Raw genomic sequence first — 23,054 nt, forward strand, 5'->3', positions numbered from 1 at the left:
GCGACTCACCCGCCACCCTGCAGACGGGCATCCAGGTCCTGTACGCGCGGACTCGCCGGCGCCAGTTTGCGTGCGCGCAGCAGCGACTGGCTGGCACCGATGCGGTCGCCGCGACCCAGTTGCTGTTCGGCCTGGTCCAGCCAGGCACCGGCGAGGCGGCTGCCGAGCGCGCCTTGCGCAGCGTCGCCAGGGGCCAGTTCGGCGAGATTGGCCAGCATGTCGCTGGCCTGTGCCAGCTTGCCCGCGGCGAGCGCCTGCTCGAACTGCTGGCGAACCTTGTCCGGCAACGCCTGCAATCCGCGCACCGCTGCCTCGTTGTTGCCATCGATCGCCAACGCGCTGCGGTACAGATCGTAGGCGCTGTCGCCGGGCGGCATCATGATGTCGCCGTGGCTGGTCGCCTGTTCGGCACGCTGCACCAGTTGCGCCACGGCCGCGCTCTGCTGGGGCGTCAACACCGCTTGCGGCATCGGCGGCTCGCTGCTCGCATCGGCTGCAAGCGCGGTCTTGCCGCCATCGGAAACGGCGGAGGCCGCCGCACTGCCCAGGCGTGCCCGCGTCGCTGCAAGGTCGGCCGATTTGGGCGCCAGCTGCGCGGCCTGGTCCAGCAGTTTCTCCGCCTGCAGGTTGTCGCCGGCATCGATCGCCGCGCTGGCCTGCACGGTCAGCGCCTGCGCCACGTTGCCGAGGCCGGCGTGGGCCTGGGCGTTGTCGGGGTCCAGCTTGAGCGCGGCCTGGAAGTGCGCCAGGGCGGTGTCGTCGCCGCTGCCGGCGATGCGGCCTGCGCGCAGCGCATCCTGGCCGGCCTTCAGTTCCGCCGCCAGCGCGCTGTTGTCCTGCTTGCGCGTCTGCGCCTGCAGCGCACGCAGTGCCGGCAGCGCCCCGTTGTTCGGCTGCAGCGCGGCGAGCTGCTCGATGCTGGCATCGGCCTTCGCGTTGTCCTTCGCATCCAGCGCCTGGCGCGCATCGACTGCCAGCGCGTAGCCGACCTGGTCCAGGCCGTGCCTGGCCACTGCGTTGTCGGGGTCGGCCTGCAGCACGCGCCGATACAGCGCGCCGGCACCATCGGGTCCGGCCAGCTTGCCAGCGGCGAAGGCCTGCTGGGCCTGGTCGACCAGGTCCACGGCGTGCACCTGTCCGGCACGCGCGCTGCTGATCGCGTGATCCAGCCGATCGATGTCGCTGCCGCCACCGAGCAGTTCGCGGGCCACCGTCGCCTGCTGCGCGGCCTGGCTCAGGTTGCCCGCCTGCAGCGAGGCGTCGGCCCGGGACAGCATCGCCTGGCCGACCTGGCGCAGGCCGTCACGGGCGCGATCGTTGTCCGGCTCCAGCGCTGCGGCGGCCTGGAACAGTTCGCGCGCACTGCTGCCGTCCTGGCCGTCCAGACGTCCATCCTGCAAGGCCTGCTGCGCCTGGGTGAGCAAGGTGTTGAAGTCGGTGCGCGGCACCATGCCGCGCAGGCGGTTCTGGTTGATCCACAACGCCGCCAGCAAGGCAATCACCACCAGCAGCAGGACCGGCACCAGCCAGCCGCGGCGTGTTTTCGGCCGCGCCGGCGAGGACGCCCGGCCATGTGGCCGGCGGGCTTCCACCGCGACCCGCGGCAGGCCGTCCGGCGAGGGCGCGCGCGGCGTGTCCAGCCGATCGAGATCGCCGAGGGTGGGCTCGGTGCGCATCGGGGGGTGTGCGTCGTGCTGGTCGCGGCGTCCGCTCATGGTTCGTGGCTTCGGAAATGTCGGCTCAGCTTACCATCGGGCCCGCAGCCCCTGCCCCGCCTGGGGGCAGGCATTGCGTGGGCATTCAGCCGACGCCGACGCGGCGCACGTCGATCACGTTGGGCAGCGCCAGCAGCTTGCCGAGCAGGGCCGACAGCTGTTCGAAGTCGCGCACGCGCAGGGTGAAGCGCATTTCGACTTCGCCGGTGCGCACGAATTGCCGGCTGGACGAGGCGATGATGTGGGTGGCCGCGTTGCTGATCACGCTGGTGACGTCCTTCTGCAGGCCCTTGCGGTCGTAGCCACGCAATTCGATGTCGACCTCGTACGCTTGCGCCGCCGCGCTGCCCCAGTTGACCTCGATCACCCGGTCCGGGTCACGCCGGGCCAGCCGCGCCAGGCTGGCGCAGTCGGCGCGATGCACCGACACACCACGGCCCCGGGTGATGAAGCCGCGCACCGGATCGCCCGGCAGCGGCTGGCAGCAGCGCGCCAGCGTGGTCAGCAGGTTGCCGATGCCCTCGATGCTGAGCGCGCTGTGGTCGAGCGTGCTGTGGCGCGAGGCGACCGGCGTGCTGGACTGCGTCACCGCCGGCTGCGCCGGTTGTGCCGCCTCCTGCACCACCCGGGCGATCTGGCCGGGCGTGATCTCGCCCAGCGCCAGCGCGATCAGCAACTCGTCCTGGTTCTTCAGGTGGAAATGCGCCGGCAGCTTGCCCACGTCGGCACTGGTCAGCGCCAGGCGCCGCAGCTCGCGCTCGAACATGCTGCGGCCGACCGCGAGGTTGGTGTCGTGGGCGATCCTGCGGAACCAGTTGCGCAGCTTGTCCCTGGCCCGCGAGGTATTGAGGTAGCCGTGATGGGGCGAGAGCCAGTCGCGGCTGGGATCGGCCACCTTGCCGGTGAGGATCTCCACCCGGTCGCCGCTCTGCGGCTGGAAGGTCAGCGGCACGATGCGGCCGTTGACCTTGGCGCCGCGGCAGCGATGACCGACTTCGGTGTGCACCAGGTAGGCGAAGTCCAGCACGGTGGCGCCGCGGGCCAGGTCGAACACCTCGCCCTTGGGCGTCAGCAGGTAGACGCGGTCTTCCAGCAGCTCGGTGTGCAGGTCGGCGGCCAGCGTGCTGTCGTCGTCGCCGCGCGGTTCCAGCAGCTTGCGCATCCAGGCGATCTTCGCCTCGAACTCGGCATCACCGCTGCCGCCTTCCTTGTAGCGCCAGTGCGCCGCCACGCCCAGCTCGTTGGCGCGATGCATTTCATGGGTGCGGATCTGCACTTCCAGGGTCTTGCCAGCCGGGCCGATCACCGCGGTGTGCAGCGACTGGTAGCCGTTCGGCTTGGGCCGCGCGATGTAGTCGTCGAACTCGTTCGGCAGATGCGGCCAGCGCCCGTGCACCACGCCCAGCGCGGCGTAGCAGTCGGTGATGTTGTCGACCAGGATGCGCACGGCGCGGATGTCGTACAGGTCGGAGAAGTCCAGCGACTTGCGCTGCATCTTCTTCCAGATCGAGTAGATGTGCTTCGGCCGGCCGGCCAGGTCGGCGCGGATGTCGGCGGCGGCCAGCGCACGCTGCAGTTCGTCCAGCGATTCGCGGATGAACGCCTCGCGATCGGCGCGACGCTCGTCGAGCAGCTGCGCAATGCGGCGGTAGGTGTCCGGCTGCAGGTAGCGAAACGCCAGGTCCTCCAGCTCCCACTTCAGCTGCCAGATGCCGAGCCGGTTCGCCAGCGGCGCGTGGATGTCGCGGGTCAGCCGGGCCAGCGCCTGGCGTTCGTCGTCGGCCAGGTTCGCCGCCGCGCGCATGCGCGCGAGCTGACGAGCCAGCAGCACGAACACCACGCGCAGGTCGCGCACGATCGCCAGCAGCAGGCGGCGCAGGCCTTCGGCAGCGCCTTGCGGCGGTCGCTGCGCGTGCAGCGCCCACACCTGTTCGGCCGCCTGCTGCCCGTCCACCAGCCGCTGCAGCTCCGCCGGCAACTTCGCCCGGCGCTCCTGCCACAGCGCCGGATCGGCACGGGCCAGCGCGAACCACAATGCCGCCGCCTGCGTCTGCGCATCGCAACCGAGCATGCCGAGCAGGTCCAGCACGTCGGTGCATTCGGCCTCGTTCACCGTGCGCAGGGCGCAGGCATCCAGCGCCTCGACCAGCGCAGGCGGCAGCGTGCCGGCGCGATCGCGCCATTGCTGCAGGCTGCCGGGTTTGACGAGGGGGGCCATGATCTTCAGGGCTTCGCGGGATGCGCCCATCTTAGCTGCAGCCCCGCTCCGTTCACTGACCGGCAACGGAATGCCACGCGCCCCGACAACTCAGCCGAGGGCGGCCAGCGCCTTCGCCAGCCGCTTGGCCGAGACCGGCTCGGCCGTTTTCAGCTCCTGGGCGAACAGCGACACCCGCCACTCCTCGATCAGCCAGCGCAATTCGGCCAGCCCGGCCGGGTCGGCGCCGGCGCCGGCGCCGGCGCCGGCGGCGCGATGCTGCAGGTACGCGCGCCAGTACGGCAGCACCTGCAGCATGCGTTGCTGGTCCTTCGCCGGGTCCTGGCGCAGGCGTTCGCCACGCAGGCGCATCGCCTTGAGGTAGCGCGGGTAGTGCGCCAGCCGCGCGGTCGGCAACTCGCGCAGGAAGCCCGGCGTCAGCAGCGCGTCGAACTGTTCACCGAGGTCGTCGTAGCTGGCGCGGGCGAAACCCAGCAGCGGCGGCGCCAGCCACGGCTTCATCTCGGCCTGGGCCTCGATGATCGGTTCGGCCAGTTTCAGCCGCTCGACGCCGGCGCCGAACAGCTCGCGCGAGAACTGCGTGCGCAACATCTCGAATGCGCCGGCGCTGCGCACGTCCAGCTCATGGCGTTCCAGCAGATCCCGAAAACCGCCTTCGAGCAAATCCTCGCGCAGGCCGTCGACGCCACCGAGCGGCGCGTATTTCAGCGCCAGCGCATTGCCGATCGGCAACCGACGGCGCGCCTGCTTCGCCTCGCTGGCCAGCGCATTGCGCAACAGCCGCACCACGCCCTGCCGATGGGCGGCGCGAGCCTCGTCGCTGCGCTCGAACACGCGCAGCGCCACCGTCTCGCCCAGGTCGACCAGGGCCGGGAACGCGGTGAGCCCGCCATCGGAACGCACCTGCGCGGGGATCGCCTCGAAGTCCCAGCTGGCCACGTCTTCGCGGGTCAGCTCGATGTCGGTCTTGCGCGAGAACGCCTCACGCGCCTGGCCTTCCCACTGCCCTCGCAGCGCGGCCAGGTCGCGGCCGCTGGCCAGCGTCCTGCCGCGCTCGTCGTGCAGGCGATAACGCATCAGGAAGTGCGGCGGCAGTTCGATGCCGGCAAATTCGCCGGCACCGATGTCCACGCCGGTGGTGCGTTTCAGGAACGCGGCCAGCACCTTGACCAGCGACTCGTCGCGGGGCGATTCCGCCTCGACGAAGGCGCGGGCGAAATCCGGCGCGGGCACGAAGTTGCGGCGCAGCGCCTTCGGCAGGCCGCGGATCAGTTCGGCCACCTTGTCCGCCAGCAGGCCCGGCACCAGCCATTGGCAACGCGCGGCGGGCAGCGCGTTCAACATCGCCAGCGGCAGCTGCAGGGTCACGCCGTCGGCCTCGTCGCCGGGGACGAAGCGGTATTCCAGCCTGTATTTCTGCGGCGGCATTTCGAGCGCGGCGGGAAAGGCCTTCGCATCGAGCCCGGCGCCGCCGGCCATCACGTCGTCCAGCGACCAGCGCAACGCGGCCTGCTCGGCGGGGCGCGCCTTGCGATGCCACGCTTCCAGCGCACGGCTGCTGGCGATGTCCTCGGGCAACTTGCCCTCGAAGAACGCGACCAGCTCGTCTTCGTGGCGGATCAGCCCTTCGCGGCGCTGCTTCGCCTCGATGCCCTGCGCCTCTTCCAGCACGCGCAGGTTGGCGCGCACGAAATCGGCCTTGCTCTCGATGTCACCACGCACCAGCGCTTCGCGCACGAAGATCGCGTGAGCCAGCGCCGGGTCCTGCTGCTGGAACGTGACCGGCCGCTTTTCCACCAGCACCAGGCCGAACAGGCTGACCTGCTCGTACGCCACCACGCAGCCGCGCTTCTTCGACCAGTGCGCCTCGCGGCAACTCGTGCGCAGCAGGTGCGCCGCCTGCTGTTCGATCCACAGCGGCTCGACCCGCGCGTTCGCCATGCCCCACACGCGCCCGCCCACGTCGAGGATCTGCGCCGAGAAGATCCAGTTCGGCGGCGCCTTCGACAAGGCCGAACCGGGGAAGACCTGGAACTTGCGTTCGCGGGTGCTCTGGTAGATGCCCTTCTCGTCCTTGCGGCCGACCTGGGTCGGCAGGCCGGCCAGCAGGGAGCGATGCACGGATTCGTAAAGACGATCGGCGGAGTCGCCGCCGTCACTCCCTCCCCCGCTAGCAGGGGAGGGTTGGGGTGGGGTCCGCTTTTGACTTTGTGCAGCGACGTCAAGAGCTCTACCCCCTCCCGACCTCCCCCTGCCAGCAGGGGGAGGAGCAGAGCGTGCGGCTTGCGGCTGTCCTTCCAGCTTCCAGCCCAGCTCCCCCACCACCAGCAACAACTGCCGATGCAGCTCGCGCCATTCGCGCATGCGCATGAAGCTGAGGAAATGCCGCGAGCACCAGTCGCGCAGCTTCGACTGGGTCAGTTCCTCGTGCGCGTCGTGATAGGCCCGCCACAGGTTCAGCACGCCGGCGAAGTCGGATTTCGGATCGGCGAACACGGCGTGCGCCGTATCGGCCTGCTGTCGTGCATCGCCCGGCCGCTCGCGAGGGTCCTGGATGCTGAGGAAGCTGACGATGACGAGCAGTTCGCGCAGGGCATGCAGTTGCTCGCCCTCGACCAGCATGCGCGCCAGCTGCACGTCGATCGGCAGGCGTGCCAGGGTGCGGCCGATCGCGGTGAGCTTGCGCGCCTCGTCGATCGCGGAAATCTCGGTGAGCCGGCGGAAGCCGTCGGCGATCACGCGCGGGTCGGGTGCTTCCAGGAACGGGAAGTCGTCGACCTCGCCCAGTTTCAGCGCCAGCATGCGCAGGATCACGTTGGCCAGCGACGAGCGCAGCAGTTCGGGATCGGTGAACGCGGCGCGGCCGGCGAAGTCCGCCTCGTCGTACAGGCGATAGCAGATGCCCGGCCCCACGCGGCCGCAGCGGCCCTTGCGCTGGTCGGCGGCGGCCTGCGAGACCGGTTCGACATGCAGCCGTTCCAGCTGGCTGCGCTGGCTGTAGCGCTTCACCCGCGCGGTGCCGGTGTCGATCACGTAGCGGATGCGCGGCACGGTCAGCGAGGTCTCGGCCACGTTGGTGGCCAGCACCACGCGACGCTTCACGCCGGGCTTGAACACGCGGTCCTGGTCGCCGGCGGAGAGCCGCGCGTACAGCGGCAGGATTTCGGTTTCACGATATTGCCGGCGCGACAGCAGCTGGTGCACGTCGCGAATCTCGCGCTCGCCGGGCAGGAACACCAGCACGTCGCCGCGCGGGTCGTCGTGGCTGATCTCGTCGAGCACGGCAGCGATGTGTTCGGCGCTGCCTTGCTGCATGTTTTTGGCCACAGCCTCCACCGGCCGCCAGCGCGTTTCCACCGGATACGCCCGCCCTTCCACCTCGACCACCGGCGCGCCGCCGAAGTGCTCGGCAAAGCGTGCGGTATCGATCGTGGCCGAGGTGACGATGATCTTCAGCTCCGGCCGCCTGATCGCCAGCCGCTTCAGATAGCCCAGCAGGAAGTCGATGTTGAGGCTGCGCTCGTGCGCCTCGTCGATGATCAGGGTGTCGTACGCACTGAGCCACGGATCGCCCTGGGTCTCGGCGAGCAGGATGCCGTCGGTCATGAACTTGACCAGCGTGCGATCCGACACCTGGTCGTTGAAGCGCACCTGGAAACCCACCACCTCGCCCAGCGGCGTGCCCAGTTCCTCGGCCACCCGACGCGCCACCGAGCGCGCGGCGAGCCGGCGCGGCTGGGTGCAGCCGATCATGCCGGCCTCGCCGCGACCGGCGGCCAGGCAGAGTTTGGGCAGCTGGGTGGTCTTGCCCGAACCGGTCTCGCCGGCGATCACCACCACCTGGTGCTCGCGGATCAGCTTGACGATGTCCTCGCCGCGGGCGCTGATCGGCAGCGCATCGTCCAGCCGGATCTCGGGCTTGGCCGCGGCGCGGGCGCGGCGTTTGGCCGCGGAACGCTGGATATCGGCGCGCAGCGCCTCCAGCTTGCCTTCGTCGGGCCGGCGCGACAGCGTGCGCCAACGCCCCAGCAGGCGACCGAAGTCGCGACTGGACACTCCATCCAGTTGGCGGCGCAGGTCGCGCAGGCCGGGGTCGGCGGCGGAATCAGGCGGTGGTGGCGGGCGGTCATTCATCGAACCGCGCATGATACCCGTTGCAAGCGCGTCAGCCCGATAGCCGCCAGCTATCGCAGGCATACGAAGGTTTCATTTCACCGGCGGGCTGGCACCCGCTACTGTGGACCCATTGCATTCACCCACCCGTCTTCTTCCACCATCGAGGAGCAGCACATGGCCATTTCCATCGGCATTGCCAAGAAGGACCGCGAAGCGGTCGCCAAGCATCTGTCCAAGCTGCTGGCCGACACCTATTCGCTGTACCTGAAGACGCACAGCTTCCACTGGAACGTCACCGGCCCGCAGTTCAACAGCCTGCACCTGATGTTCGAGACCCAGTACAACGAGCTGTGGCTGGCCGCCGACGAAGTGGCCGAGCGCATCCGCACGCTGGACGTGTTCGCCCCGGGCTCGTACAGCCAGTTCGGCAAGCTCAGCTCGATCAAGGAAGAATCCGGCGTGCCGGATTGGAAGGAGATGGTGAACCAGCTGGTCGAGGGCCACGAGATCGCCGCCGCCACTGCCCGCGATACGCTCAAGGCCGCCAACGGCGCCGGCGATGACGGCACCGCCGACATGGTCACCGGCCGCCTGCAGGCGCACGAAAAGACCGCGTGGATGCTGCGCTCGTTGCTGCGTTGAGCGCGGGCATCCTGCGTACAGGCAGAAACCCGGCCTGGCGCCGGGTTTCTTTTTCCTACAGCTCGCGCGTGGCGCAGCACTTGTCGGGCTCCATCGGCTTCAGCACCGTCGCCGGCGGAGCGGGCGCGGGCTGGAGGGATTTCGGCGGCAAGCCGTAGCGCTGGTTGAAGTAGGCCCAGCTGGGCCACAACGCGTGCGCCAGCGCCAGCCTCGACAGCGCCGGATCGACCGCCACCGGCGCCAGCTGGTGGTCGGCCACGGCATAGTGGAACTGCGCCGCGGGCTGGCCCGGCTGCAGCACCAGCAACTGGTCACCTTTCAGATAACCGTAGTTGTCGCCGTACTGCATGATGGCCCGCCCCGGGTAATGCACGGTGAGATCGGCACCGAGCATCGGCTGGACGCTGCTGATGCCGATCAGCGACAGCAGGGTGGGCGCCAGGTCGATCTGGCTGACGAGGTGTTCGTCACGCTGGGCCGGCACGCCCGCACCGAGGATCAGCGCGGGAATGTGGAAGTGCCGCACCGGCACCAGGCTGGCGCCGAACACCCGCGAATCGTGGTCGGCCACGAGCAGGAACACGGTGTTCTTCCAGTACGGTGACAGCTTCGCCTTCGCAAAGAACCGGCCGATCGCCCAATCGGCGTAGCGCACCGTGTTCTGCACGCTCGCCGCCGGCTCGCTCGCCTCGATCCGTCCGCCCGGGTATTCCCACGGCGTGTGGTTGGAGACGCTGAAGGCCAGCGTGAACTGCGGCTGCGTGCCGCCCTGCATCAGGCGATGGTGCAGCTCGTTGAACATGTCCTCGTCGGACGCGCCCCACGAGCCGACGAAGGCGGGCTTCACCTCGAACTTCGGCTGGTCGATCACTTCGTCGAAGCCGTTGCCGAGGAAGAACGACTTCATGTTGTCGAAGTGCGCCTCGCCGCCGTAGATGAAGCGCGAGTGGTAGCCGAACTCGCCGAGCAGGCCGGCCAGGGTGAAGAAGCCCCGCTGGCTGCGCGGCTGCTTCAGCACGGCCTCGGCCGGCGTGGGCAGGAACCCGGTGGTGATCGCCTCCAGACCGCGCACCGAGCGCGTGCCGGTGGCGTAGGTCCGCGCCAGCAGCCAGCCGTCCTTCGCCAGCGCATCGAACTGCGGCGACAGCTGCTCGCCGCCCAGCGTGCCGATGTACTGCGCCCCCAGGCTTTCCTCGACGATGATGACCAGGTTGAGTGGCTCGGCCGGCCGCTTCGAGGCGTGCTGCACATGCCAGCCGGGATGCTGCGGATCGAGCATCGCACCCTCGAACCCCGACGCCTCGCGCACCAGCTGCTGCATTTCCGCTTCGGGCATCGGGCCGTACAGGGCCGCCGACGAGCGCTCGTTGTGCATGCCGCGGATCGCATTGATCACGCTGTACAGCGAATTCAGCGGCAACGTGTTGATCATCGCGTCATCGCTGAACGCCACCATCGATGCATTCAGCGGGCGATGCTCCAGCGTGCCGCGCGCGCCCAGGAACAGCAGCGGAAACATCGCCGCCATCAGCAGCGGCCGCCAGCGCAGTCGCAGGCGCGCATCGACCAGTGACGTGCGCAATACGCGAAAGCCGACCCAGCCGAGCAGCAGCAGGCCCGCCAGGGCGAACAGCAGCACGCCCTTGTAGCCATGCCACAACATCGCCGACACCTCGTGCGGACTGTCGAGGTACTCCACGTACAGCCGGTTCGGCCGGGTGTCGTATTCCAGGATGAACTGCGGCGTGGACAGCTCCAGCAGCACGAACAGCATCCACCACAGCCGATACCACCACGCCGTGATGCGCGCGGCCCAGGGCCGATGCCCCAGCCACGGCGAGAGCAGGGCCGGCAGCGCACAGACCATCGCCAGCAGGCTCAGATCGATGCGCAGCCCGCCCAGCAGCACCGGCCACAATCCGCCAGCCGGCTCCGCCCGCGGCCACAGCCACAGCGCAAGACCGAACCGGCTCAGGCCCAGAAAAACCAGGGCGAGCAAAAAGAAACGCCAGCTGAGTTGTCGCACGTGATCCCCCGAGACTTGCAGCGCCTTGCGCCGCGAAGGACGACCACTGCGAACGCCGCCAGAGAAGCGGCTACAGCGCGGACTCTAACGCATAACTCATGACCGGACCCGGCGGCGCCCATCCAGTCGCCCCGCAGGCCGGTCGGCGGCAGGTGGCTCAGGCGCCACGCGCCGCAGCGTCGCCCTCAAGCTTCCGCACAGCGTCGGCGGCCTCGGCCAGGCTGGTTCCGAAATGCCGGCGATGGGCAGCCACGGCGCGCCCCTGCTTGCCGGACACGGCCAGCGACCGGATCTCGGCCAGCTTCGCCAGGTCGGCTTCGCTGTCGCCGAGCAGGCGTCTTTCCAGCTTGCGCAGTTGCGAATGCAGTTCGCCCAGCCGCATGCAGACGATCTGGAAGCCCACCGCGAGGGTGATCATGACGACCATTTCAAACCCGTCAGGGCTCACCTCCGCAGCGTAACCGTCGGCATACCCGTGGGCATGAGCCGGCAGGTACGCCAACACAGGAAGCCGCAGAAGCGGCGCACCTCTTCCTTGCAGCCCTGTACGGGTAGCGGCTCACACCGGCCATTCAACGGAACGTGGCGGTGGAGAATTTCACCGAATAGCCATTTTTCTTCAGCGCCTTGCCGATTTCGGTCGCGCCGTCATCGCGGCAATACTTCAGGTCCTTCACGCCGTACTTTTTCAACGAACGCATCGACGGTACCCACACGCCGGCGGATGTCGAATACGAGTACTCGCCAGTCACGGCGTCCAGCGTGTAGCTTTCGGCCAGATCGAGAGTGCTGACGGCCTTCTCCGAATCGGCGAGCAGGGCAATATCCACGCCGGCACGGGCGTAGAAGTCCGACTCGTCGGCATGAAATGCCGTGAGCCAGGCCGCATATGCAACCACCAGCCCCTCCGGGATGTGTTCGGCGCGCATGGATCGCGCCTCGTCTTCCGGGGTCCCGAGGCCGCCATGCCACGCGACCACCGAATCGCACTCGATGTTCAGGCGCTTTCCGGCGATGGCCAGATAGCTTGCACACGCGGAAACGCACACCCCTTTCACGTCGACTTCGACATCCGGATGCGCCTGGATGTCCCTGGCAATCTTCAACGCCACCGAAGGGTAACCACCGCTGCTGTTGAGCAGCACTCTGGTAAAGCCACCCCTGGCGACCGTCAGATATTGTTCGTACGAACCTTTTTCGATATCCCCCTCGAACCGTATGGTCGAGCCGGAAGACCGGGTCCAGCCGGCCCACACGCACTGACTGAACAGCGCGATGGTGATCAATGTTCCGGCGATGAAGCCATGCTTTTTCATGCGTCGTCCCGAGCAGATCCGTTGCCGGAGCCGCACCTCAGCAATAATGTCGACGTACCCGCTTGCGAACTCCGGATATCGCTCCCCTGCGATGCGGTCGCCATGGGAAAACCGTTGACTTCCCTGGCGGAACACACCGGCCGTTCGGTGCCCGAACGGATCGACCTTCCCACGCGGCTACGTCGCCGGCGTGGATGAACGGCCAGGTCCGGGCCGGTCTTGCAAAATCGGCGGGCTTACGCCGGGTCACTCGAAACGGAGCCGCCACCAAACCACCCGATGAGTACTATCCATGGCGAAGCCCATGGATCCCTGCAGAAACACGCTGCGCTGCACCTGGCGAAGCAGCAGAAAGATGATTCACACGTCGCTGATTGCGGCGGTTCCATTCAGTATGGACAACGGCGAAACCATGGACAGCTATGCGGCGGGCACCATCGTGTCCAGGGAACGAGGAAAGACCCGCCGCGCCTTGACCGCCCACGCCGAGAGAGATGCGGTTCAATCAGTCGGACAGGGGCGCAATCAACCCCGAAGTGACTTCCACGTCAGCGCCGCCGTACTGACTTCCCCAAGCCAAGCGGACCGGGATCACCGTCGACATTCGGCTTTTACGCACCTGTTTTCCCATGCTTCTCGTCGTCGTACAGACGACACATTTTATGCACGTCGTCGCTGTATTTCCTGCGCAAGACAAATATAACAAGTTTGTTGCAACCGATTCCAAGTACAGCGCCAGCCACCAGCAACGCCACGTAGCTGTAATGGGACGCTTGGTAGATGATCGATACAAGCACAGCCATGCTTACGACGCCGATCCAGGTCAGCCAGTGGCCAAGCGCCAGCCAGAAAAGCAGCTTCCCCACCCGTACCCTTTGAACCCGGTTCAGGCCCTGCAACTCGGCCATGTCCTTCACGAAAAGCTCGCCCCTCACCGCTTGGCGCTCCCAGCAAAGGTCTGGACAAGCATCTTGCCGATTCCCAGGTTGCATCCATCGATTCCGGAATACCTGATCGAGTGCCCTTTCGACGCGACCACCAGTGCAGGTGAAAGCCTTATGTTGAGCACATGCCGCAGGTCGGGTCGCCCATTGCATATGAAACCACCACCGAACCTGCGGGGCTCATCCAGCTCCATCCCGTCGGCGAATACGAATATATTGAACGTACCAGGCAAAAGCGCCGAAACCTTCTCGAGGTACCTCAAGAAAACCATGCATATCGGGCATTTGAGTGAAACGAAAACCAGTACGACGCCCTTGCCTTCAGTATCCAGATCGTCGATGTTGGGCAACATGTCAGTTACGTCGCTCGCCCGCACGCCCACGTAAGCCGACTTGGAAAGATTCATGCCGGCACCGAAGCCGCACAGAATCAGGACTGCGGAAACCAGCGTCAGGCATGAGGTAGTGAAGCCCATTTCCCCAATCCCGGCAACCAGCCCGGACATGCCAAGAAATGTGGCAACCATCGATACGTTAGTGCGCTCATCCACCATGGACGCCACTCCGAAGCAGGGGCATCCGGTGCGGGAAAACAGTAGCCGGCCAGCCAACAGCATCGCAAAAAGGGTCACTCCCAACGCCAAAAGCACCCACCGGCTCAGCGGGCCCCACAAAAGAGCAGCCCCGCCCAGCGAAAGATCCAAGGCAATCAGGGCGGCCAGAAGTCCCGTGGAGCCCTTCTGCGAAACCCGGGTCTTGCCGGTCATCCACAAAACAATCGACCTGCGGTCAGATATTTTCTTGTAGGCCGAAATGAAGAATAACGTCGACAAACACCCCGCGGACACGGCATCCGCCCATGAATACATACCCACCTCCGAATCTTGCAGTGGCGGCGTGCTCATCGAGCACGCCGCCCCGATCAATCAGCAACCGATGATATTGGCGGCTATGTCACCCGCCCCGATGCCGACAGCGGCGCCGCCCCAACCGCCGAGGATGCCGCCAACGATGGCGCCGCCGATCTCCCACTTGTCGGCGCACGAGAGCACTGCCCCAGAAACGCTCTCAATCTCTTCCAGAGTTATTTCGCGCATAAATATCCTTCTCAAGTTAAATGGACTCGGCAAAAAACTGCCGAGTCCGGATTACGCAGTGCAATCAGCTGGCGCAGCCGCCACCGATCGCATCCCCGATCCAATGGCCTGCGGCGGCGCCGACCCAGGCACCGGCAGGGTTACCGCCGGAAAGGAGAAAACCTTCCAGAGCAAAGGATCCCACCAGAATTCCCTGACACACATTGATCATGCCGCCGGACACCTTCTCGATATCTTCAAAACTCAACGTCTGCATGCTTATCTCCCTCTCCTGATTTAACGGCTGGAGCGATATTGCCCAGCCATGACGGGAAGCGGCTTTATGCCGCCACCACCGACTTCGCTTGACCCATGGTCAATAGGACCGCCCGATCGGCACAGGCCACCGTCTCCGCGCGGTGCGCGACCAGCAACCGGGTGACTCCGAGCGCCTTCACTGATGCATTCACTGCGCGCTCGCGCGCAGGATCCAGGTGGCTTGTCGCCTCATCCAGAATCAGCAGGCGCGGCTGCCGGTACAGCGCCCGAGCAAGGATTACCCTCTGCTTCTGCCCCCCGGACAGGCTGGAGCCCATGTCCCCCACGAGGCTCTGATAACCCATCTGCATCGAAATGATGTCTTCATGCACGGCGGCCTGCCGGGCGGCTTCCTCGATGCGTGCCGAGGAGGCGTCCGGGTCGAAGAAGCTGATGTTGTCTGCAATCGAGCCCGCAAAAAGCTGGTCATCTTGCATCACCGCGCCACTCCAGCCGCGATACTCATCCAACCCCAGCGTGCGGATGTCGATTCCGCCGAAGCGCACCTCACCCTTCGTCGGCTCAAGCAACCCAAGCACTATTTTGGCGAGCGTGCTCTTCCCGCATCCGCTGGGACCGACGATGGCCACTGATTCGCCTGCCTCGATGCGCAAGCTGCAGTTCCGGAGTATCCACGGCTCGTCTTCCGCATAGCGGAAACTGACATCGCACAATTCGATGCTGGCTTCGGGAATTGGCCCCGCCCACGCCGTATCAGCCACCTTTTCAGGAGCGGTCAACGCGATGTCCGCCACGCGCTCCGCATGCAGTTTCAACATGCTGAAATCGACCCACTTGTCGATCAGCGCCGAGGCTCGGCTGATGAACTGGTCGGCGTATGCAATGAAGGCTATCAACATGCCTGCGGAGAACTCGTTCCTGAGCGCCAGCGTCGCAGCAATCCAGATCATCCCGACCCGACCGATGCCGAACACCAGCTGGTTGCTCAGGGTGAAGGCGATGCCTAAGCGCTGGATCTGGACCTCGCGATTTGCCGTAGACACCGTGGCGTTGGCATACCGCGACAATCTTTCGCTTTGCTTGTTGCCCAGCTTGATCGGCAAGGCACCACGAATGGACTCGAGCAGCTCACTCTGCTGGCGCGCGGTACGTGCGATCTGCTCTTCGTTGGCACGGCGCAAAGGACCGAAGAAGGCCCACCGTATCAAGCCGTAGCTGGCGAACAGGCCCACCACCAGCGCCGTGAGCCCGGCGCTGTAGAGGGTCATCACAAACAGCGTCGCCAGTGACATCACGCCATCCAGCAACGATCCGACAAATTGCGTGGTCAAGGTGCGCTGTATGCTCTGTATCGAACTGAAACGTGATACGACGTCGCCCACATGGCGTTTCTCGAACCAGTCCATCGGCAGCCGCATGAGGTGACCGAACAAATTGCTGGACCACTGCACATTCAGCGTTGCGCCGAGCCAGGTGACCGCCCACGAACGGGCGGCGGTGATCGCCGCCGAGAAGATCGCAACCCCCATGAAGCCAAGCCCGAGCATGGCGAGCAGGTCGTGATCCGCCGATACCAGCACCTGATCCATCACCCATTGCAGATAGAAGGGTGCAGCCAGACCAAACACCTCGAGCGCAAGCGCCAACAGGAGAATCTGTGTCAGTGCCGATATCAGCCCATGCACCCGGCCAGTCAGGCCGCGGAGCGAAACCGCCTGGCGCTCATGCACCGGCGAAAAGTCGACCGCGGGACTGAGCTCCAGGGCTATACCGGTGAAGTGCGCCGAGGCCTCCTTGAGGGTCAGCCTTCGGATCCCGCGAGCCGGGTCATGGATGACGATACCTCGCCTGCCGGCGCTCCTGAGCACTACGAAATGGTTGAGGTCCCAGTGCAGCACGCAAGGTGTTTTAAGTTGGGCCAAGTCGCCCATGTCCAGTTTCAGGGGGCGGCAGGTGAACCCCAATTGCCCTGCCATCACCATCAGCCGCGCCAACGATGCGCCCTTGAGCGAAGTGGAAAATCGCCGGCGGAGGGCGGCCAGATCCACGTCGTGACCGTGAAAGTTCGCCACCATCGCCAGGCAAGCCACGCCGCATTCGGTGACCTCGGTCTGTAGCATCATCGGGAGCGTGCGACGCCAGCCAAACTGCAATGCGGCGCGGTAGCCGCGGCCCGCTGCGGACACCTGCGCTTGTCGGTTGCCGTCAGCCATGAGCGGCGTCTCCATCCAGTTGATGGGCCATGCCGTACAACGGCTCGAACACCCATTCAATCAGGCTACGGCGATCCATGAGGATGTCAGCGTTGAGCGCCATGCCGGGCCTCACGGGCTGCCGCTTGCCGTAAGCCAGTACATCCTGCCTGTCCAGCTTCACCCATACGCGATACATCGGTTCGATCTGTTGCTGTGGCCGATCGGTCAATGCTGTCAGCTCTTCGGGGCTCAGTGCACTACGGGATATATCGGTAATGTGGCCATATTGCTGGCCAAACTTTTGGTACGCGAAAGCCTGGTAGCGCATTACCACCCGGCTGCCCGGTTCGATGAAGCCGATGGCCCGGCTGGGCACCAGCAACTGGGCCTGCAGCGAGGAGCCCGCCGGAAGGATGGAAAGCAGCGGCTGGCCGGCGGCGACCATCTGCCCTTCCTTCAGCAGCACGGTGGAAACCACGCCATCGCGCGGCGCGCGCAACACCACGGCGCGCTGCATTTCGTTCTGCGCCGTCGACTGGGCCAGGGCGGCGAGTTGCCTCTCGGTATCGTTGCGCTTGCCTGCCTCGTCCAGCGGCAGACGTGCCAGCTGCTGCTGCGCCTCGTCGTATTGCTGGCGGGCATCGAGCTGCTGACGCAGCAGCGTCTTGTACTGCGCCTGCGCGTCGAGCATCGCCGCCTCCTGCTGCTGGATCTGCACGGCCGAGACAAAACCCCGGGCGGCCAGCGGCCTGATCTTCGCCAGCATCTGCTGGTTGCTGGTCACCTGTTGCTGCTGGATCGCCAGCTGTCCGGCGATCTGGGTGAGCTGCCCCTGCAGCAAGGCCATCCGCGAACGCAACGCTTCGCCCTGCTGCTCACCCAGCTGCTGCTGATTGACCAGGTCGGCCTGCAGGCGTGAGCGCTGGATCTCCAATTGCCTGCCGACCAGCGCATGAGTGTCGCCCAGCGCCACGCTGTCCTGTTCGCTGGACAGGCGCAGCAACACCTCGCCCTTCCTGACCTGCTGGCCATCGCGCACATTCAATCGGGTGATCGTGCCGGCGTCGGGAGCCACGACGTTGAGCAGGCCTGCGCTGGGCACCAGTTGGCCCGCCACGGTCTCACGTCGGGTGTAGTGACCAAGAAAGAGGAACAGCAGAATGGCCGCGGCCAGCGCCAGCGCCAGCATGGTCAACAGCCAGCGCGACAACGGCGCGGCCACGATGATCGAACCGAGCCACTCGCCGCGTCTGGCGTCGATGACTTCCTGGCGAAACAGTCCCTGTGACAAAGCCATCCTTCCCTGACCAGCGATCCGCGATGAGCCGAGCAGGCTGCACCCGGCATGAAAGGCGCGCATTGTTCAGATCATGTCCCCACGACGCCATAAGACAGTTTCCTAATTGACGAGCAGGTTCCGGCCCGCCGACCGCCGCGGCGCGTGCCCGCCCGCCGCCACAACCTTTTCCCGCAACAAGGACTTGCAGACGCATTCCACCGCGCCGCCGGGATGCCTCGCACCTTCGCAGGCCACCGGCACACGCGGCGAAACTGTGCGCTGGCTCAAGCCTTACCGGTGTGGCAAGACGCGGTGGCCCGGCCCGAGCCAGTCACAATCTCGACCCGGTCGCCGCAACCACCGGCCGACAAGCTCCCGCGGAGGCAGCCGCGTCCGGCCTCGCGAAAGCCATCGCTTGCGGACGGATTTGTCCCCCGCCCGGGGATTCATTGGCCGTTGGTCTCAAATTCGCTAAGCTTCTGCGGCTCGGTCGCCAGTCCGGCGAAGCCTCCCTGGGGATCTCTTGAGCATCACCGCAGCAAACCACAACAGCCGATATCCGCTGCTCACTGCGATCCTGCTCGCGCTGGTCGTGGCGGCGATGAACATCGGGCTGTGGTGGTACGGCAACCTGCCGCATGGTCCGGATGACTGGCACGGCAGGATCGGCGGTTTCTCGCTGTCGGTGTTCCAGCGCTACCAGAGCCCGTTCAAGCAGGACTATCCCAGCAGCGACGACATCGCGGCCGACCTGAAGCTGCTGCACAAGTACAGCGACCGCGTGCGCACGTACACCATGCAGCAGAACCCGCAGATGTACCGGCTGGCGCAGGCCGAAGGCCTGAAGGTGATGGCCGGTGCCGAGATCGACAAGCGGCTGGACAACAACGAGCGCGAGATCGAGCTGCTGATCGCCAAGGCGCGCGCCTATCCGGACACGATCACCCGCGTCATCGTGGGCAACGAGGTGCTGTTCCGCAACGACCTCACGCCGGAACAGATGATGACCTATCTGGACCGGGTGCGTGCGGCCGTGCACCAGCCGGTGTCGATCGCCGAGCCGGACTACATCTGGCTGAAGTATCCCGAGCTGGCGCGGCATGTCGATTTCATCACCATCCATCTGTTCCCGTTCTGGAACGGAGTCGCGCGCAAGGATTCGGTGCCGGCCGCGCTGGGCGCCTACCAGCAGGTCCGCCAGCACTACCCGGACAAGCCCGTGGTGGTCGGCGAAATCGGCTGGCCGTCGAACGGTGACCGGCACGAGTACGCCGACCCGTCGGTTTCCAACGAGGCGATCTTCATCCGCGACTGGATGAACGTCGCCAAGCAGCAGCACATCGACTACTACCTGCTCGAAGCGTTCGACCAGCCGTGGAAGGAAAACCTGGGCGAAGGCCGCACCGGCGCGTACTGGGGCATGTTCAACGCCGACCGCCAGATGAAGTTCCCGCTGACTGGCCCGGTCACCGAGGACACCGGCTGGCCGTGGAAGGCACTGGCTGCCAGCCTGCTGGCGCTGTTGCCGATGATCCTGTTCGCCCGCCGCTTCAGCCGCTTCCGGCTGATGGGCAAGTTGTTCTTCTGCATGCTGATCCAGCTGGCCTGCGGCCTGCTGACCTGGTCGGCCACGCTGCCGTTCAACTTCTACCTGAGCTGGGTCGACTGGACCATGCTCACCTTGTTGTTCCCCGCGCAGATCGCGATCCTGGCGATCCTGCTGATCAACGGCTTCGAGTTCACCGAGGTGCTGTGGCGGCCGAAATGGATGCGCCATGCCGGCATGCTCACGCCCGATCCGCCGGAGAAGCAGCCGTTCGTGTCGATCCACCTGGCCTGCTACAACGAGCCGCCGGAGATGGTGATCATCACCCTCGACTCGCTGGCCGCGCTGGACTACGCGAACTTCGAAGTCCTGGTGATCGACAACAACACCAAGGACCCGGCGGTGTGGCAGCCGGTGCAGGCCTACTGCGAGAAGCTGGGCAAGCGCTTCCGCTTCTTCCACCTGGAACCGTGGCCGGGCTACAAGGCTGGCGCGCTGAACTTCGGCCTCAAGGAAACCGATCCGGCCGCCGACGTGGTGGCGGTGATCGACGCCGATTACGAGGTGCGCGCCGACTGGCTGGCCACGCTCACCGGCTACTTCCACGACCCGAAGGTGGCCGTGGTGCAGTGCCCGCAGGCGCATCGCGAGTTCGAGCACAACGCGTTCCGCCGAATGACCGCGTGGGAATACGACGGCTTCTTCCGCATCGGCATGCACCACCGCAACGAGCGCAACGCGATCATCCAGCACGGCACCATGACCATGGTCCGGCGCACCGCGCTGGAAGGCACCGGCGGCTGGTCCGAGTGGACCATCTGCGAGGATGCCGAGCTGGGCCTGCGCCTGATGCACGCGGGCTACGAGCTGGTCTACGTCGACGAGCTGATGGGCAAGGGCCTGACCCCGGCCGACTTCAAGGCGTACAAGAGCCAGCGCTACCGCTGGGCCTTCGGCGCGATGCAGATCCTCAAGGGGCGCTGGGACTGGATGACGCAGCGAGGGCCGCTTTCGGCCGGCCAGCGCTTCCACTTCCTCACCGGCTGGTTCAGCTGGTTCGCCGACGCGCTGCACCTGATCTTCACCCTGATGGCGCTGTTCTGGACCGCGGGCATGATTGCGTATCCGCAATACTTCAGCCTGCCGATGCAGCTGTTCCTGATCCCGGTGATCGGCTTCTTCTTCGCCAAGGCGATCTTCGGCATCGTGCTGTATCGCGCCCGCGTCCCGTGCAGCTGGTACGACACGCTGATGGCGTCGCTGGCCAGCATGGGCCTGTCCCACGCGATCGCCCGGGGCATCCTGCACGGCCTCACCCGCGAGAAGACCTCGTTCGTGGTGACCGCCAAGAGCCGGCGCCTGGGCGGCAGCAACTTCGCCGCCTTCGCCCCGGTGCGCGAAGAGCTGCTGATGGCGATCGCGCTGGCGCTGTGCGTGATCGGCATGGCGCTGGGCTACGGCACGCGCTACATCGAGGGCACCTTGTGGATGTTCATCCTCGCCGCGCAATCGATTCCGTACGTGTCGGCGGTGATCGGTGCATGGATCGCGCACAAGGCCGGCGACAAGGCCGGTTGATGCGCCCGTTGATATCGCCTCGGCGATATCAACAAATCAAGCATGACGCCCTGGCGCTCAGGAAATCCGTCATGCTTCATACGAAGCCAACAACTCCTTGGGTAAGCTGCCCTCACCCCCGCGAACACGCCATCGAGGACGGAACCCCACGCATGCGCCGATCCCCACGACGCCTGAGCCTGCTGCTGCCGCTGGTGCTGTGGGCTACCGCAGCCCACGCCGGCGTGCAGTTGACGGTGGATGGCGTGGCGGACCCGTTGAAGGCCGCGGCGATTTCCGGTGTCGAGCTGTCGCAATACGCGAAACGCGAGGTGAGCGACGCCCAGATCCGGCGCCTGGCCGAACGCGCGCCCGACCAGGTCAAGGCGGCGCTGCAACCCTACGGCTATTACGACGCCACCGTCACCGACGAGCTGCAGCAGGTCGGCAGGGACTGGCACGTGACCCTGCACGTGAAGCCGGGCGAACCGGTGAAGGTCACCGACGTCGAACTGCAGCTGGACGATTCCGCGTCGAAGATCGCCCCGCTGCGCCGGGCCCGGCGCGCGATCGAACGACTCAAGGGCCAGACCCTCGACCATGGCGCCTACGAACACGCGCGCGACGCGCTGAGCGCCCAGCTCACCGCCAACGGCTTCCTCGACGCGCGCCTGGTCACCCATCGCGTCGAGGTGAACCGCGCCAACCACAGCGCGGCGATCAGGCTGGCATGGGATGCGGGCCCGCGCTTCCGCTACGGCCGGGTGCACTTCGAGGGTTCGCAGTTCAACGACGGCTTCCTCGACCGCTACGTGCCGTTCAAGCCCGGCGACTACTTCGCCCAGGACCAGTTGCTGGTCTTGCAGCAGGCCCTGAACGGGGCCGACTACTTCGCGGTGGTCAACGTGTTGCCGGACATCGACGAGGCGAAGGATGGCGTGGTCGACGTCACCGTGCAGCTGGCGCCGGCAAAGCGCTCGATCTACACCGGAGGCCCGTTCATCGGCACCGACACCGGCTTCGGCGTGCGCGGCGGCCTCGAGCGGCGCTGGGTCAACCGCCGCGGGCACAAGTGGAAGAACGAACTGGTGCTGGCGCAGAAGCTGAAGACACTCTCCACGCTGTACTCGATCCCGATGCCGGGCGACAACCAGCGCAGCTACAACGTCGGCGCCAATTTCCGCGACGCCAACACCGCCACCTCGCAGTCGCGCACGCTGGAGCTGGTCGGCAACGAGACCCGCCAGTGGCATGGCTGGACGCGCACCGTGGGCGTGCATGCCCTGTCCGGCACCTTCACCGTGGGCAAGCGTGGCAACGAGCCCGACAGCGCACCCGGCATCGAGCACGGCCGCAGCACCCTGGTATTCGGCGAGGCCTCGCTGACCCGCAAGCAGGCCGACAACCCCGACTTCGTGCGCCGCGGCTGGCTGCTCGGCATGGCCGTGCGCAGCACCGCCGGCAGCCTGCTCTCCGACGCCAGCTTCAGCCAGTTCACCGCCGACGCGAAGTGGATCCGCGCGTTCGGCGCGAAATCGCGCAACCGGCTGATCCTGCGGGGCAGCTTCGGCATCACCCACACCGACGACTTTTCCGCGCTGCCGCCGCAGCTGCGTTTCTTCGCCGGCGGCGACCGTTCGGTGCGCGGTTACGGCTACCAGTCGATCGGGCCGCGCAACAGCGACGACCGCGTGATCGGCGGCACCAGCCTGCTGGTCGCCAGCAGCGAGGTCGAACACTACTTCACCCGCAACTGGGGCATGGCCGCCTTCGTCGACGCCGGCAACGCGTTCCGCGGCACCGACTACCGCCCGAAGATCGGCGCCGGCCTGGGCCTGCGCTGGCGCTCGCCGGTGGGCATGATCCGCGTCGACCTGGGCACGCCGATCCACGACGACCGCGCCCACGGCATCCAGCTGCATCTGGTGATCGGACCGGATTTGTGAGTGGCTGGCGCAGGCGGCCGCTCACAGGCGATCCAGGGATGGATCGCACGCGCATCGACCACGCCGTGGTCGATGCGGCGGAGCCGGGTTCGTGCAACGGACCCGGCGAGTTGCAAAAGGGCAGGACTGCCCTTTTGCAACTTTGGGTAGAAGGTGGCATCGCAAGAAGAAAAAAACGCAATAACCGAAGGAAACGGAA

The 23,054-nt window shown here is 66.3% G+C and carries 15 protein-coding genes; 3 read left to right on the forward strand and 12 right to left on the reverse strand.

The genetic code is table 11. The features are described 5' to 3' along the window. Positions 1-5: 5 nt before the first annotated feature. The 3 genes from ABNK63_RS12820 to hrpA form a co-directional block, all read right to left on the reverse strand. Positions 6-1,715 (reverse strand): tetratricopeptide repeat protein, encoded by a 1,710-nt coding sequence (locus tag ABNK63_RS12820; protein WP_350015844.1) that lies wholly within the window; start codon positions 1,713-1,715, stop codon positions 6-8. Positions 1,716-1,800: 85 nt separating this feature from the next. Beyond that, positions 1,801-3,933, reverse strand: a complete 2,133-nt coding sequence (locus ABNK63_RS12825; RefSeq protein ID WP_350015845.1) for a bifunctional (p)ppGpp synthetase/guanosine-3',5'-bis(diphosphate) 3'-pyrophosphohydrolase — start codon at positions 3,931-3,933, stop codon at positions 1,801-1,803. Between the two features lie 90 nt (positions 3,934-4,023). Beyond that, complete coding sequence (gene hrpA / locus ABNK63_RS12830) at positions 4,024-8,067, reverse strand: ATP-dependent RNA helicase HrpA (protein WP_350015846.1); 4,044 nt, start codon at positions 8,065-8,067, stop codon at positions 4,024-4,026. Between the two features lie 156 nt (positions 8,068-8,223). Here hrpA and ABNK63_RS12835 point away from each other — a divergent pair, with 156 nt between their 5' ends. Next, on the forward strand, positions 8,224-8,691 hold the full coding sequence (locus ABNK63_RS12835; RefSeq protein WP_007805646.1) for a Dps family protein: 468 nt from the start codon (positions 8,224-8,226) through the stop codon (positions 8,689-8,691). 55 nt (positions 8,692-8,746) lie between these two features. On the opposite strand, the gene ABNK63_RS12840 is transcribed toward ABNK63_RS12835, so the two are convergent. From ABNK63_RS12840 to ABNK63_RS12880, 9 genes are all read right to left on the reverse strand, one after another. Further along, positions 8,747-10,717 carry an LTA synthase family protein gene (locus ABNK63_RS12840; RefSeq protein ID WP_350015847.1) on the reverse strand — a complete coding sequence of 657 codons (1,971 nt, stop codon included), beginning with the start codon at positions 10,715-10,717 and terminating at the stop codon, positions 8,747-8,749. 157 nt (positions 10,718-10,874) lie between these two features. Beyond that, positions 10,875-11,135: a hypothetical protein gene (locus tag ABNK63_RS12845; RefSeq protein ID WP_350015848.1), complete on the reverse strand. Its 261-nt coding sequence runs from the start codon at positions 11,133-11,135 to the stop codon at positions 10,875-10,877. 154 nt (positions 11,136-11,289) lie between these two features. After that, entirely contained in the window at positions 11,290-12,033 is a 744-nt protein-coding gene (locus ABNK63_RS12850) for a hypothetical protein (RefSeq protein WP_350015849.1), read from the reverse strand. Positions 12,034-12,644: 611 nt separating this feature from the next. Beyond that, positions 12,645-12,941 carry a hypothetical protein gene (locus ABNK63_RS12855; protein ID WP_162098633.1) on the reverse strand — a complete coding sequence of 99 codons (297 nt, stop codon included), beginning with the start codon at positions 12,939-12,941 and terminating at the stop codon, positions 12,645-12,647. Between the two features lie 23 nt (positions 12,942-12,964). Then, on the reverse strand, positions 12,965-13,882 hold the full coding sequence (locus ABNK63_RS12860) for a hypothetical protein (RefSeq protein WP_157581855.1): 918 nt from the start codon (positions 13,880-13,882) through the stop codon (positions 12,965-12,967). A 21-nt stretch (positions 13,883-13,903) separates the two neighbouring features. Next, positions 13,904-14,074, reverse strand: coding sequence for a hypothetical protein (locus ABNK63_RS12865; RefSeq protein WP_157581853.1), 171 nt, complete (start codon positions 14,072-14,074; stop codon positions 13,904-13,906). A gap of 64 nt (positions 14,075-14,138) precedes the next feature. After that, a complete protein-coding gene (locus ABNK63_RS12870; RefSeq protein WP_007805633.1) occupies positions 14,139-14,330 on the reverse strand; it encodes a hypothetical protein in 192 nt (63 codons plus the stop codon). Positions 14,331-14,394: 64 nt separating this feature from the next. Then, positions 14,395-16,545, reverse strand: coding sequence for a peptidase domain-containing ABC transporter (locus ABNK63_RS12875; RefSeq protein ID WP_350015850.1), 2,151 nt, complete (start codon positions 16,543-16,545; stop codon positions 14,395-14,397). Next, the gene (locus tag ABNK63_RS12880; protein WP_007805631.1) at positions 16,538-17,818 is read right to left on the reverse strand and encodes an HlyD family efflux transporter periplasmic adaptor subunit; all 1,281 of its coding nucleotides are present in this window, start codon (positions 17,816-17,818) and stop codon (positions 16,538-16,540) included. The genes ABNK63_RS12875 and ABNK63_RS12880 overlap by 8 nt, the downstream gene beginning before the upstream one ends. A 511-nt stretch (positions 17,819-18,329) precedes the next feature. Here ABNK63_RS12880 and ABNK63_RS12885 point away from each other — a divergent pair. Both ABNK63_RS12885 and ABNK63_RS12890 read left to right on the forward strand, forming a co-directional pair. Beyond that, on the forward strand, positions 18,330-20,930 hold the full coding sequence (locus ABNK63_RS12885) for a glycosyltransferase family 2 protein (protein WP_350015851.1): 2,601 nt from the start codon (positions 18,330-18,332) through the stop codon (positions 20,928-20,930). Between the two features lie 152 nt (positions 20,931-21,082). Next, a complete protein-coding gene (locus ABNK63_RS12890) occupies positions 21,083-22,855 on the forward strand; it encodes an autotransporter assembly complex family protein (protein ID WP_350015852.1) in 1,773 nt (590 codons plus the stop codon). Positions 22,856-23,054 lie beyond the last annotated feature (199 nt).

This window comes from Rhodanobacter sp. IGA1.0 (assembly GCF_040208325.1).
GTDB lineage: Bacteria > Pseudomonadota > Gammaproteobacteria > Xanthomonadales > Rhodanobacteraceae > Rhodanobacter > Rhodanobacter spathiphylli.

Bases quoted from the DNA above. Each gene is read 5' to 3' on its own strand.
- ABNK63_RS12820 (WP_350015844.1), bottom strand. From the start codon at position 1,715: ATGAGCGGACGCCGCGACCAGCACGACGCACACCCCCCGATGCGCACC.
- ABNK63_RS12825 (WP_350015845.1), bottom strand. From the start codon at position 3,933: ATGGCCCCCCTCGTCAAACCCGGCAGCCTGCAGCAATGGCGCGATCGC.
- hrpA (WP_350015846.1), bottom strand. From the start codon at position 8,067: ATGAATGACCGCCCGCCACCACCGCCTGATTCCGCCGCCGACCCCGGC.
- ABNK63_RS12835 (WP_007805646.1), top strand. From the start codon at position 8,224: ATGGCCATTTCCATCGGCATTGCCAAGAAGGACCGCGAAGCGGTCGCC.
- ABNK63_RS12845 (WP_350015848.1), bottom strand. From the start codon at position 11,135: ATGATCACCCTCGCGGTGGGCTTCCAGATCGTCTGCATGCGGCTGGGC.
- ABNK63_RS12850 (WP_350015849.1), bottom strand. From the start codon at position 12,033: ATGAAAAAGCATGGCTTCATCGCCGGAACATTGATCACCATCGCGCTG.
- ABNK63_RS12855 (WP_162098633.1), bottom strand. From the start codon at position 12,941: ATGGCCGAGTTGCAGGGCCTGAACCGGGTTCAAAGGGTACGGGTGGGG.
- ABNK63_RS12860 (WP_157581855.1), bottom strand. From the start codon at position 13,882: ATGAGCACGCCGCCACTGCAAGATTCGGAGGTGGGTATGTATTCATGG.
- ABNK63_RS12865 (WP_157581853.1), bottom strand. From the start codon at position 14,074: ATGCGCGAAATAACTCTGGAAGAGATTGAGAGCGTTTCTGGGGCAGTG.
- ABNK63_RS12870 (WP_007805633.1), bottom strand. From the start codon at position 14,330: ATGCAGACGTTGAGTTTTGAAGATATCGAGAAGGTGTCCGGCGGCATG.
- ABNK63_RS12875 (WP_350015850.1), bottom strand. From the start codon at position 16,545: ATGGCTGACGGCAACCGACAAGCGCAGGTGTCCGCAGCGGGCCGCGGC.
- ABNK63_RS12890 (WP_350015852.1), top strand. From the start codon at position 21,083: ATGCGCCGATCCCCACGACGCCTGAGCCTGCTGCTGCCGCTGGTGCTG.